This is a genomic window from Streptomyces sp. NPDC048424 (assembly GCF_040651555.1).
Taxonomy (GTDB): domain Bacteria; phylum Actinomycetota; class Actinomycetes; order Streptomycetales; family Streptomycetaceae; genus Streptomyces.
On sequence record NZ_JBEZKE010000006.1, the window covers coordinates 105,603 to 117,589 of the forward strand.

Consider the following 11,987-nt stretch of genomic DNA (forward strand, 5'->3'; position numbering starts at 1 on the left):
GCGCAGTCCTTGACCACCCGTCAGAGGAGAAGCCATGCCCTCCCCTTCGCGGGGCGGCGGCCCGGCCGCCATGCCCAAGTACCAGCGGATCGCCGCAGCGTTGCGCCGCGATCTCGAGCGCGCCGCACGCACCCCCGGCGGCAGACTGCCCTCCGAGCGCAGCCTGGCCGCCCGTTACGAGGTCAACCGGCAGACCATCCGGGCCGCCCTCCAGCACCTGCGCGAGGACGGCCTCGTCGTCACCGGCCGCCGCGGCACCCGGCCCGCCGTCACCGCCGTGGTGGTCCCCGCGGCCGCCGGGCCGGGGAGCGGGGCGGCGATCGAACCGGTCGCCGCCCGGCCCGCCTCCGCCGTGCCCGCCCTCACCCTGAGCTGGCTCACCCTCGTCACCGTCCCGCCCTCGCTCGCCGGGCTGCTCGGCATGGCGGGCGGCGACCGCACCCTGGTCCATCACCACCGCGAACGCGGCCCGGCCGGGGAGACCCTCCGGGACGCCGTCACGTACTTCAGCCCGGGCGTCGTCGCGCGCGACCCCGAGCTGGCCGGCTACCGCGGCCGGGGGGTGACGCTCCGCGACGACGACCTCGCCCCGGTGCGGCGCTGGCTCGACCGCGCCGCGGCGGGCGGCCGGGTCGCCGAGACCATCACCATGACCCGCACCACCCACCCGCGGGCCGCCTCCCCGGCCTGTGGCCTCACCGTGCGCCGCACCCTGCACGACACCTCCGGCCGGCTGCTGGCCGTCACCGACCTGGCCTTCCCCACGTGGGACCGGCTGACCTTCCACCGCGACCGCCGCGACCCCGCGGCGACCGGCTTCCGCGTTACGTAGGTCACACCCGGGGCCCGGCGGATCCCGGTCCATCCGCCGGACGCATGGTGTGGGCTCCGACACGCCGCGGGCGGCGGCGCGCCGGGCCCGGCGCGCAACGCGGTCGCCGGGCGCCCGCTCCAACTCCGTCCCGGTGGCCGCGCGTCGCCACCCGCAGCGCGGCGCTGCCCCGCGCGCCGCGGTTCCCCGATGTGCAAGTGACCTGGGCGCCTGGTGGCTGCGCGGGCTCCTCGCGGGCCTGCTGGCCTTCGCGGGCCTCGCGCTCATCGACTCCGTCGGCCTGTGGTCCGACGCGATGTCCACGCTCTCCCTCGTCCTGGTCGCGACCCTCGTCACGCTGGTCTTCGCGATCCCGCTCGGCATCTGGGCCTCCAGATCAGACCGGGTAAGCGCCGTCCTGCGGCCCGTCCTGGACTTCATGCAGACCATGCCCGCCATGGTCTACCTCATCCCCGGGATCATCTTCTTCGGGGTGGGCGTCGTGCCCGGCATCATCGCGACCATCATCTTCTCGCTGCCGCCGGGCGTCCGGATGACCGAGCTCGGCATCCGCCAGGTCGACGCGGAACTGGTCGAGGCCGCGGAAGCCTTCGGCACCACCCCGCGCGACACCCTCTTCCGCGTGCAGCTGCCCCTCGCCCTGCCGACGATCATGGCGGGCATCAACCAGGTCATCATGCTCGGCCTGTCGATGGTCGTCATCGCCGGCATGGTCGGCGGCGGCGGACTCGGCGGCGCCGTGTACCGCGCCATCGGCAACGTGGACATCGGCCTCGGCTTCGAGGCTGGCATCTCCATCGTCATCCTGGCCATGTACCTGGACCGGATGACCGGCGCCCTCGGCCGCCAGGTCTCCCCGCTCGGTCGGCGCGCCCTCGCCAAGGCGAAGGCCGCGGCCACCGGCGCGGCCAAGGTGTGGAACCACCGCCCCCAGCCCGTCCACGCCCTCAGCGGCGTCGTCGTGCTCGCCCTCGTCGCGGGCGGCCTCAGCACCTTCGGCGGCTCCACCACCGAGGACGGACCGGCGGGCGCGGCGAACATCGGCAAGGGCCGCACGGTTTCCGTCGGGTACATCCCCTGGGACGAGGGCATCGCCTCCACCTTCCTGTGGAAGGAGCTGCTGGAGCGGCGCGGCTTCAAGGTCGACGCCCGTCAGCTGGAGGCCGGGGCGCTCTACACCGGCCTGGCCGGCGGCCAGCTCGACTTCCAGACCGACTCCTGGCTGCCCGTCACGCACGCGCAGTACTGGGAGAAGTACGGGAACAAGCTGGAGGACCTCGGTTCCTGGTACGGCCCCACCTCGCTGGAGCTGTCCGTGCCCTCGTACATGAAGGACGTCCGCTCGCTCGCGGACCTCAAGGGCAAGGCCGGCCAGTTCAAGGGCCGCATCATCGGCATCGAGCCGAGCGCCGGTGCCATGTCCATCCTCAAGGACAAGGTCCTGAAGGAGTACGGCCTCGAAGGCGAGTACCAGGTCGTCGACGGCTCCACGCCCGGCATGCTCGCCGAGCTCAAGCGGGCCTACGAGAAGAAGGAGCCCGTGGCGGTCGTGCTGTGGTCCCCGCACTGGGCGTACTCCACGTACGACCTGACCAAGCTGGAGGACCCGAAGGCGGCCTGGGGCAAGGGCGACGGGATCCACACCCTGGCCCGCAAGGGCTTCGCCGCCGACGAGCCCGAGGTGGCCCGCTGGCTGAGCTCGTTCAAGCTCAGCGAGGAGCAGCTGACCGGCCTGGAGGCGAAGATCCAGGAAACCGGGAAGGGCAAGGAGCAGGAGGCCGTGCGCGCCTGGCTGGAGGAGCACCCCGAGGTCGACCAGCTCGCCTGACGGCGACCGTCGAAGGCGCCGGCGCGCGCCGGCGCCTTTCGTGTGGCCGCGCCCGGCTCAGCCGACCAGGACGCGGTCCGCGGCCTCCTTCGGTCCGGCGGCCCCGCGGGAGCGTCGGCGCGGCCGCACCGGCCACCACGTGGACCGGCCCAGCAGGGCGGCCAAGGCGGGCACCAGCACGATCGACAGGACGAAGGCGGAGAGCAGGATCCCGAGGGCCGTCGCGAAGCCGATCTGCTGGGTGGACGGGGCCGGGGTGACGGCCAGGCTGCCGAAGGACGCGGCCAGCACCAGCCCCGCCGTGGCGATGGCGGGCGCCGTGTGCCGCACGGCGCGGCCGACCGCCGCCCGCGCCGGACCCGGCCGCTCCATCTCCTCCCGGATCCGGTCGCTCATCAGGATGTTGTAGTCGGTGCCCAGCGCGACCACGAACAGGAACAGCACGAGCGGGAGGGTGAAGTCCACCCCGGGCCGGTCCAGGGCGTGCTGGAACACCAGCGTCGAGGCGCCGAGGGTCGCGGCGAACCCGAGGCCGACCGCGGCCAGCAGGATCACCGGTGCCAACAGGCTGCGCAGCAGGGCGAGCAGGATCAGCGCGATGAGCACGGCGGCCACCGGGAAGACCACCTTCAGGTCCTTGTCCACCGCGGTCGAGATGTCGGCGAAGATCGCCGGCGTGCCGCCCACGTGCGCCTCGGTACCGGCGGGCGCGTGGGCCCGTACCGCGGCCCTGACCGGGCCGGTGACCAGATCGCGCGCCTCCTGGCGCTGCGGGTCGACCGTCAGGAACAGATCGATCCGCGCCGCCCGCCGGTCCTCGCTCAGCACGGTCCCCGCGACCTGGCCCACGCCGCCCACCCCCGCGAGCGCCTTGGACAGCCCGCCCAGGCCCTCGGCGGTGAGCGTGCCGCCGTCGGAAGCCGTGACGAACACGCTGGTCGGGTCCGACACCCCGGCCGGCAGGGCACGCGAGATCTCCGCGGCGGTGGCGACCGCGGCGGTCCGCTCCGCGCCCGCGCCGCCCTGCCCGTAGTCCATGCGCATCCCCACGACACCGGCGGCCAGCGTGCCGAGCAGCGCCACCGAACCCAGGACCAGTGCCAGCGGCCGCCGCGCCACGCGGTCGCCCAGCCGCGCGGCGGAGCCGGCGCGGGGAGCGTGGCGCAGGGCCCGGGAGGGCCAGAACATCTTGCGGCCGGTGACCGCCAGCAGGGCCGGCATCAGGGTCAGGCTGCCCAGCAGCATCACCAGTACGGACAGGGCGATGGCCGGCCCGAGCACCCGGAACTGGCCGAAGGAGGCGACCCCGAGCGTGGCGAACGCGGCGACGATGGTCAGCGCCGCGGAGGTGATGGCCGTACCCACCCGCCCTGCGACCTCGGCGGCCGCCTCGCGCCCGGACTGCTCGGGGTGTTCGCGCAGCTGCTCGCGGAAGCGGAAGAGGAGGAAGAGGAAGTAGTCGATGCCGATGCCCACCAGGACCACGCTGATCAGCCCCGGCGTGGAATCGGCCAGTCCGGTCCCGGTGAGCAGCGCCGCGCCGACCACGACGCCGGCCGCGGCGCCGCCGATCACGGAGACCGCGAGCAGCGGCAGCAGGGCCGCCAGGACGCTGCGGAAGACCAGGACGTGCAGCAGGACGATGACCCCGAGCATGAGCGCCCCGACCACCGCCGTCCTGGTCTTCTCGGCGTCCGCCGTGTCCACCCGGTCGGCGATCCCGCCGGTGAAGCCGGTGCGCAGTCCCTCCTCCGCGAACGCGTCCCGGGCGGAATCCCGGAAGGCGCGGTAGGTGTCCTGCACCCCGGGATCGGCGGGATTTCCGGTCAGTTCGACGGAGAGCAGGCGGAAGGAGCGGTCGGGCGCCGTCATGGCCGGGCTGACCCGGGGGATCTGCGAGTGGTCCTCGGCGAGGGGCATCGTGTCCTCGGTCCGGGGCATGGTGACCCGCTTCCGGGCCAGCTGCGCGGCCCGCGCGTCGATGCGCTGCTCGTCGGCGGCGCCGAGCGGCGCGTCGTCCGAGCGGGCCACCAACAGGGTCAGGAGGTTGGCGTCCGGCTTCACGCCGAACCGCTCCTCCGCGATCTCCAGGGCGGCCGCCGAGTCGTAGTGCGCGGGCAGGAACCCGGCGTTGCCGGGCTGGGTGGCGCGGAAGACGAACGCCTGGCCCAGGATGGTGGCTGCGATTCCCAGGACCGCCCAAAGGGCGATGACCTTCCATGGACTTCGCGTCGAGAATCGGGTCAGGGCGCGGATCACTGGTCTCCTCCGGTCTGTGCGGTACGGCCGGGGTTCCCGGCCTGACTCCAGACCATCAGCGGGGAGCGGGGAAAACGTCGGGGCAGGGGAGGATCCGCACCACGGGACCAGGGTCCGTACGGGGGCGCGGACCAGGACCGGAGTCCTGGTACGGGCTCACACCGGGGACCGGTGGCAGGGGACGGGGGCGGTGCCAGAATGGATCACCGGAGAGCGCGGCCGCGCCCGCCCGGCACCTGCCGGATCGGTGGCCGACGGGGGAGGACCGGCAGCATGGGTGTGGGTGTGGGTGTGCGAGGGGACCGGGGCGGCGGCGCGCGTGCGGGTGCGGACCGGGACGCGGGCAGCCGTGCCACGGGCCGCGACACCGGAAGCGGCGACACCGGCCGGGCGGCCGTCCCGGGCGCGGACCGCGGCGCCGAGCGCCCACCGTGGACCCGTAACGACGCACTCGTGGCGGTCGCGGCCGGCACCATCGACCTCGTCGGCTACTCCCTGGGCATGCAGACCGAGGGCCGGGTCCTGAGCGTGACCGCGGCCGTCTCCCTGATCGTCTCGGCGATGCCCCTGATCGCCCGGCGCGCGCGGCCGGTGACGGTGCTCGCCGCCGTGCTGGCCCTGGGCGTGCTGGTGAACGTGAGCACCCCGCCGACCCCGCACTTCACCCTCACCCTGCTGGTGGCCCTCTACACGGTGGCCCGGTTCAGCCGCCCCGCCGTGGCCGTGTCGGCGGCGGTCGTCGCGGTGCCGCTGATCTCCGCGGGCCAGGGCGGCTGGCCCCTGCCCTTCGGCTGGTCGGGCCTGATCGCGAACGCGCTCGGCACGCTCGGCGCCGTCGGCGCGGCCGCCGTGGTCAAGCACCGGCAGCGGGAGGCCGAAGCGCACCGGACCCTGCTCGCGGACCGGGCGGTGGCCGAGGAACGCCGGCGGATCGCCCGCGAACTCCACGACATCGTCGCCCACCACATCACCACCATGCAGCTGATGGCGGGCGGGGCCCGGGCCAACCTGGCGCACGATCCGGAGGTCGTCCGGGAGGCCCTCGTCACCCTGGAGGACTCCGGACGGATGGCGCTGCGCGAGATGCGCCAACTGCTCGACGTCCTCAGGGCCGGGGAGGAGCCGGAGCACACCCCGCCCGCTCCCCAGCCCGGGGCCGGCGACCTCGACCGGATCGTCACCGAATCCCGGCTGGCCGGCACGGAGACCGAGTTCACCGTGGACGGCCCGGTCCGCCCGCTGCCGCCGACCGTGGGCCTCACCGTCTTCCGCATCGTGCAGGAGGCGCTGACCAACACCCGCAAGCACGGGGGGGACGCGCGGGCCCACGTACGGCTCACCTACCGCCTGGACGAGGTGGCCGTGGAGGTGCGCGACGACGGGGCGGGATCGCGGGCACCGGCCTCCCGGCCCGCGGCGCGCCCCGGGTACGGTCTGATCGGCATGCACGAACGTGTCGCCCTGCAGGGCGGAACCCTGGAGGCCGCCCCGGTCGACGGCGGGGGCTTCCGGGTGGCGGCCCGCCTCCCGGTCCCCTCCGCGGTCGCGGGCCCCGGGTACGGCGAGAGAGAGGAACGGCAGCGATGATCCGCGTGCTCATAGCCGACGACCAGCCGCTGGTGCGGCGCGGCCTGGCCCTGATCCTGGGCCCCGACCCGGAGTTCGAGGTCGTGGGCGAGGCCGAGGACGGGGCCCGGGCCGTCGCCCTCGCCCAGGAGCTGCGGCCCGACGTGGTCGTCATGGACATCCGGATGCCGGTCCTCGACGGGGTCCAGGCCACCGAGGAGCTCGCGCGGACGCTCCCCTCCACCCGCGTCCTCGCGCTCAGCACCTTCGACATGGACGAGTACGTGGTCGCCGCCCTGCGCGCCGGCGCGTACGGCTTCCTGCCCAAGGACATCTCCCCGGAGGAGCTGATCGCCGCGGTCCGCATCGTCCACACCGGCGAGGCCGCCGTCGCGCCGCGGCTGCTGACCCGGCTCATCTCCGCCTACGTACGCACCCCCGTGCGGCCGCGGTCGTCGGCCGGCGCGACCCCGGCCGAACTCACCCCGCGCGAACTGGAGATCTGGCGTCTGCTGGCCGGCGGCCGAGGCAACGCCGAGATCGCCCTGGACCTGGACATCAGTGTCTCCACGGTCAAGAACCACATCACGGGCATCTTCGGCAAGTTGGGCGTCCGCGACCGCGCGCAGGCGGTGATCGCGGCCTACGAATCGGGCCTGGTCGAGGCCGGTTGTGCGAGCGGTTGATCACCAAGTGCCCGCAAGAGCACCGGAATTTTCCTGGTGACCACACCTCTGACCAGCCAAAACACTGGATGATTCGCCCGTGCGGAGAAGGGCACCTCCATGGCACAGTGCGATCAGCCCGACCGCACGCACGACCAGGGAGCCTCCATGCGCGATCCGCACGCCACGCCGCTCGCGGCCGCCCCCGACCGCGTGCCGGAGTCGGAGCCCGGCCCGCTGCCCTGCTGCCCCGTGTGCGACGGCGCACCCGACCGCATCTCCTGGCGCCAGCGCCCCGGCCGGCCGGTGACGCTGGTCTTCGACCCCTGCGGCCACCACTGGTCGACCCCGGCCCCACCGGTCCTGGCGGTCACCCCACCCCCGCGCCCCGGCCGCGTCACCTGAGGGCGCGTGCGGGCGGGCCGGTCAGCGGAGCGGGTCCGTCGCCAGCCGGGCGTGCAGTTCCACGTCGTGGCGGACGCCGTCGTAGGCGAGCTTCTGGCGCTGCAGTCCCTCGACGGTGAAGCCCGCGGCAAGGGCGACGTGACAGGACGCCGGATTGTTCACCCGGTGCCCCAGCTCCAGCCGGAAGAGTTCCGCGTCGTCGAAGGCCCACCGCGAGAGCGAACGGCAGGCCGCGGAGGCCACGCCCCGGCCGCGCGCTGCGGCTGTCGTCCAGTAGGAGACCCACCCGGTGGTGTGTTGCCGGTTCACGGCACCGACCGCGACGTTGCCGAGTACGGTCCCGTCACCCTCGACCACGGCGAAGGCAAAGGCGGAGCCGTCCGCCCATTGACCGCCGCGGTCGGCGATCCACGACTCGGCAGCCCGAACCGAGTCCACCGGCTCACTGCTCTGACCGCGCATGAGCGGGTCCGCGAACGCCGCGCTCACCGCTGCCGCATCTCCCGGCGCCCAGCGCCGCAGCACCAGACCTGACGACGTTTCCACATGATCACGCACGTGACGAGTATTCCCGACCGTTGGTCAGATCACGGCTCGCCTCCCACAAGCGTGCCGCGACGGAGGGGTCGGCGAGGTGGTTCCACACCGGTTCACGTCGGGGCTCGCCGCGCAGGCCGAAGACGCGCGGTCCCCACAGTTGGCCTCCCCGTACGGTCGGGTCGAGCACCGCCCGCACCGCGGGCCACGCGCCCGCGTGCTTGCCCTGCAGGAGGAGAGCCGCAGGTGCCGCGCCCAGCCGTGCGCCGGTGGTCCGTACATGGACCGGCGGCCGTGACGGGGTGAGGGAGTCGAGCGCGCCGCCGGGATGGACCACCACGCTCGCCACCGTGCTGCCGGAAGCGCGCAGGCGGCGGTCGAGTTCGACGCCGAAGTACATCTGGGCCAGCTTGGAGCGTCCGTAGGCACGCTTTGGCTGGTAGCCCTTTCGGGACTGCAGGTCGTCGAGGTCGAGCCGCTCGGACTTCGCCGCGAAGCTGCCCATGGTCACCACGCGGGCCGTCGGCGCGGCCGACAGCAACGGCATCAGCCACCGGGTCAGGGCGAAGTGCCCGAGGTGGTTCGTGCCGAACATGAGCTCGTGACCGTCCCCGGTCTCCCTGCGCGGCGGGTCGTCAAGCGCGACGCCGGCGTTGTGGACCACCGCGTCGAGGCGTTCCACTTCCAGTGATTCCACCGTCGTCGCGAGCGACGAGAGGTCGGCGAGGTCCAGCCGTACGGCCCGTACGCGTGCGCCGGGGACGCGCGCCCGGATCGAGTTCTTGGCGGCTTCGGCCTTGGCGGGACTGCGGCTGCCGAGCACGACGGTGGCTCCGGTCGCCGACAACTGCTCCGCGACGAAGTACCCGATGCCGGCGTTGCCGCCGGTGACCAGGAAGACGCGGCCATCGGCCCCGGGCAGTCGTCGGCGATTCCAGGGCGGGGCGGAGGAAGTGGACAGTATGGACGACATGGCGACGGGGTCCCTTGCGGTTGCGGGCGGCTGCCCCCTCGGGCAGCTCGACACCCACCGTTCCAGCGGCCACCGACACCTCGCCCACGGATCGGCGACGGTCCCGCCGGACGACCGACATCCCGCCGACGCGGCGCCGGCCCACGCGCCGGCGGCATCCCGCATCGCCCCGCTCCCGGCCGGTCAGTCCCGGTACACGAGGACGAACTCTCCGTAGGGGTGCGTGCCGTGGCGGTCCGCCGTCTCGTCGAGGGCCCTGCGCAGCGTGCGCAGATGGCCCGCGGCGAGCTGGAGCGGCGGCTCGTCCGGCTGGTGCACGGTGCCGCGGGGGTAGTCCTCGCCGGCCGTGCTCATCTCGATGTGGCAGCCGAGGACATGGCGGACCGGCCGGGTGGCGCAGAAGTCCAGCAGCCGGTCGACGGTGGCCGAGTAGGCCGCCCGGTCCTCGATGTAGAGCCGCCCCGGATAGAGGGAGTCGCCGGTCAGCAGGAGGCCGGTGTGGCGGTCGTGGAAGACCAGGGCGGCCTGCTGGTGGCCGGGGCCGGGGATCAGGTCGAGGATCCGGCCGCCCAGGTCCAGTGCGCCGGTGCGGTGCGGCCAGTCGGTGAGGCCGAAGGCGGCCGTGACCTCGTCCAGTCCGGGTCCCACGACCGTGGTGAGCGGCCGGTCCGCGAACTGCGGGTCCGCCGCGACGTGGTCGCCGTGTCCGTGGGTGTGGGCGACCAGCAGCGCGTACGCGGGCCTCGGATGGCGTTCCAGCCACTCGGTGACCAGCCGGTCGACCGTTTCCCGCAGGGGGAAGTGGGCCGGGTCGGCGGACGCGCCCGTGTCGAGGAGCAGCGCGCGGTCACTGCCGAAGAGGAGGAAGAGGAACGGGGCTTCGTAGTGCACGGACTTGTTCTGGCGCAGGATCACCGTGTGTTCGGAGTAGGCGTGGACCTGGATCTCCGGGGCCGGGTCGTGCTTGGGGGAGGGCCAGCCCGCGTGCCAGACGACGTCGAGACTGCCTGAAACCGGGGCGCCCCGGAGAAAGTCGATCACACGTCCAACCTACCCTCGCCCCCTCCCCTCGTCGTCGGGCGCCGGGGAGCGAGCCGTCGGCCGGGCCCGCACCGATCCCGCGCCCGGCTCGCGCGCACTGCCCCCTTGCGGTTTCGTGGTGGCAGAGGCGTGTGTACCGATGCGGCGGCATCGACCACCGGACCGAGCCCTCGCCGCTACGGAGGAGGGCGGAACATGTCCGCACCAGGCCCCACAGCCCGCCGCCGACGCCGTGCGGCAGTCCTCACCGCCGCGCTGGCCTGCTCGGCGCTGCTCACCGGGCCCGGACCGGCCGCCGCACCGAACGCGCCCCCGGCGCCCACAGCCCCCTCGCCGTCACCCTCGGCGACCGCTCCGAAACTGGACTGGAGTCCGTGCAAGCCCGGCAGCCCGTGGGACTGCGCCACGGCGAAGGTGCCGCTCGACCACGCCGCCCCCGAGGGGCGCACCATCGACCTGGCGGTCGTCCGCCGGCAGGCCACCGATCCCGGCCGACGCATCGGCACCCTGTTCGTGAACCCCGGCGGTCCCGGCGGCCCCGGGACGGTGCAGGTGCCGCAGAACTACGACGCCTTCCCCAAGGAACTGCGGGAGCGGTTCGACATCGTCAGCTGGGACCCGCGTGGGATCGGCAACAGCACCGCCGTGAACTGCTTCGACACCACGGAGGAAGCCAGTGCCTGGGCGGCCCGCCCACCCGGCGGCTTCCCGGTGGGCGCGCAGGAGCGGAAGGCGTGGATCGACGCGTACGAGGACCTCGGCCGGCGCTGCGAGAAGCGCGACCCGGACCTGCTGCGCCACGTGTCGACCGCCGACACCGCCCGGGACCTCGACCTGCTCCGCCGGTCGGTGGGCGAACCACAGCTGAACTACCTGGGCGTCTCCTACGGCACGATCCTCGGCGCCACCTACGCCAACCTCTTCCCCGGCCACGTCCGCGCGATGGTCCTCGACAGCAACATCGCCCCCCGGGCCTGGACCGACGACGGCGCCCGGCAGGGCGAACCCCGCACCACGACCCTCCTGCGCATGGGCTCGGACCTCACCGCCGCGGCCACCCTGGACCGGTTCCTCACCCTGTGCGGATCGGCGCCCACGGCCCGTTGCGCCTTCTCGGCGGGCAGCCCCGAGGCCACCCGTGACAAGTTCGACAGGCTGATGCAGCGGCTGCGGGAGCGCCCGATCGGCCCGTGGACGTACGCCAAGACGGTCGCCGACACGGTCAACGGGCTCTACATCGTCGACCCCGGCTGGACGGCTCTCGCGGGCAGGCTCCAGGCGCTCTCGCAGGGCCGAACCCCCGAGCCCCCGGTGTACCCGCCGCCGCCCCCGGTGGCCCAGCCGAACCCGTACCTGGGGGGCGAGCAGGCGGCGGCCGTGTGGTGCTCCGACAGCCCCAACCCGCGCGATCCCGCCGCCTACCACGGCCTGGAGGAGGACAGCGCCCGGCGGGCCGGCGACGCGGGACGCTTCTGGACGTGGGCGGCGGAGCCCTGCGCCACCTGGCCGGCCCGGTCCGCCGCCGGGTACGACGGCCCGTGGAACAGCCCCACCGCCCGTCCCGTCCTGGTGATCGGGACCCGGTACGACCCCTCCACGCCCTACGCGGGTGCCCAGGCCATGGCCGCCGAGCTGGCGGACGCCCGCCTGCTCACCAACGACGGGTACGGGCACACCGCGCTGTTCAACCACAACAGCGGCTGCATCAGCGCGTACGAGAGCCGCTACTTCGTCGACGGGACGCTTCCGCCCCCGGGCACGGTCTGCGGCCCGGACCGGGTTCCCTTCTCCTGACGGACGGACGGACGGACGGACGGACGGGCGGGCGGGCGGGCCGGCCGGCGGGTGCCGTGCCCTGCTTGATGTTGCCCTGATGTTCAC

Annotated in this window: 10 protein-coding genes; 6 read left to right on the top strand and 4 right to left on the bottom strand. The window is 74.0% G+C overall.

Annotated features, from left to right (window positions below):
- Positions 1-34: 34 nt before the first annotated feature.
- Positions 35-832 carry a GntR family transcriptional regulator gene (locus tag AB0D29_RS10930; RefSeq protein ID WP_362853267.1) on the top strand — a complete coding sequence of 266 codons (798 nt, stop codon included), beginning with the start codon at positions 35-37 and terminating at the stop codon, positions 830-832.
- A 133-nt stretch (positions 833-965) separates the two neighbouring features.
- Entirely contained in the window at positions 966-2,660 is a 1,695-nt protein-coding gene (locus AB0D29_RS10935; RefSeq protein ID WP_362853269.1) for a glycine betaine ABC transporter substrate-binding protein, read from the top strand.
- 57 nt (positions 2,661-2,717) lie between these two features.
- Here the strand turns inward: AB0D29_RS10935 and AB0D29_RS10940 are convergent, their stop codons facing one another.
- Positions 2,718-4,919, bottom strand: coding sequence for an MMPL family transporter (locus AB0D29_RS10940; protein WP_362853271.1), 2,202 nt, complete (start codon positions 4,917-4,919; stop codon positions 2,718-2,720).
- Positions 4,920-5,192: 273 nt separating this feature from the next.
- Here AB0D29_RS10940 and AB0D29_RS10945 point away from each other — a divergent pair, with 273 nt between their 5' ends.
- The 3 genes from AB0D29_RS10945 to AB0D29_RS10955 all read left to right on the top strand — a co-directional run bounded on the left by AB0D29_RS10945 (position 5,193) and on the right by AB0D29_RS10955 (position 7,555).
- Positions 5,193-6,506: a sensor histidine kinase gene (locus AB0D29_RS10945; protein ID WP_362853273.1), complete on the top strand. Its 1,314-nt coding sequence runs from the start codon at positions 5,193-5,195 to the stop codon at positions 6,504-6,506.
- Entirely contained in the window at positions 6,503-7,171 is a 669-nt protein-coding gene (locus AB0D29_RS10950; protein ID WP_362853275.1) for a response regulator transcription factor, read from the top strand. Before AB0D29_RS10945 ends, AB0D29_RS10950 begins: the two co-directional genes overlap by 4 nt.
- A 99-nt stretch (positions 7,172-7,270) precedes the next feature.
- Positions 7,271-7,555, top strand: coding sequence for a hypothetical protein (locus AB0D29_RS10955; protein ID WP_362853277.1), 285 nt, complete (start codon positions 7,271-7,273; stop codon positions 7,553-7,555).
- 21 nt (positions 7,556-7,576) lie between these two features.
- On the opposite strand, the gene AB0D29_RS10960 is transcribed toward AB0D29_RS10955, so the two are convergent.
- The 3 genes from AB0D29_RS10960 to AB0D29_RS10970 all read right to left on the bottom strand — a co-directional run bounded on the left by AB0D29_RS10960 (position 7,577) and on the right by AB0D29_RS10970 (position 10,106).
- The gene (locus AB0D29_RS10960) at positions 7,577-8,113 is read right to left on the bottom strand and encodes a GNAT family protein (RefSeq protein ID WP_362853279.1); all 537 of its coding nucleotides are present in this window, start codon (positions 8,111-8,113) and stop codon (positions 7,577-7,579) included.
- Positions 8,106-9,065 carry an SDR family NAD(P)-dependent oxidoreductase gene (locus tag AB0D29_RS10965; protein ID WP_362853281.1) on the bottom strand — a complete coding sequence of 320 codons (960 nt, stop codon included), beginning with the start codon at positions 9,063-9,065 and terminating at the stop codon, positions 8,106-8,108. The genes AB0D29_RS10960 and AB0D29_RS10965 overlap by 8 nt, the downstream gene beginning before the upstream one ends.
- A 183-nt stretch (positions 9,066-9,248) precedes the next feature.
- On the bottom strand, positions 9,249-10,106 hold the full coding sequence (locus tag AB0D29_RS10970; RefSeq protein WP_362853283.1) for an MBL fold metallo-hydrolase: 858 nt from the start codon (positions 10,104-10,106) through the stop codon (positions 9,249-9,251).
- A gap of 195 nt (positions 10,107-10,301) precedes the next feature.
- Here AB0D29_RS10970 and AB0D29_RS10975 point away from each other — a divergent pair, with 195 nt between their 5' ends.
- Positions 10,302-11,900, top strand: a complete 1,599-nt coding sequence (locus AB0D29_RS10975; protein WP_362853285.1) for an alpha/beta hydrolase — start codon at positions 10,302-10,304, stop codon at positions 11,898-11,900.
- Positions 11,901-11,987: the final 87 nt, after the last annotated feature.

Excerpts from the sequence above, each read along its gene's own strand:
- AB0D29_RS10955 (WP_362853277.1), top strand. The coding sequence starts at position 7,271 with ATGGCACAGTGCGATCAGCCCGACCGCACGCACGACCAGGGAGCCTCC.
- AB0D29_RS10975 (WP_362853285.1), top strand. The coding sequence starts at position 10,302 with ATGTCCGCACCAGGCCCCACAGCCCGCCGCCGACGCCGTGCGGCAGTC.
- AB0D29_RS10950 (WP_362853275.1), top strand. The coding sequence starts at position 6,503 with ATGATCCGCGTGCTCATAGCCGACGACCAGCCGCTGGTGCGGCGCGGC.
- AB0D29_RS10930 (WP_362853267.1), top strand. The coding sequence starts at position 35 with ATGCCCTCCCCTTCGCGGGGCGGCGGCCCGGCCGCCATGCCCAAGTAC.
- AB0D29_RS10945 (WP_362853273.1), top strand. The coding sequence starts at position 5,193 with ATGGGTGTGGGTGTGGGTGTGCGAGGGGACCGGGGCGGCGGCGCGCGT.
- AB0D29_RS10965 (WP_362853281.1), bottom strand. The coding sequence starts at position 9,065 with ATGTCGTCCATACTGTCCACTTCCTCCGCCCCGCCCTGGAATCGCCGA.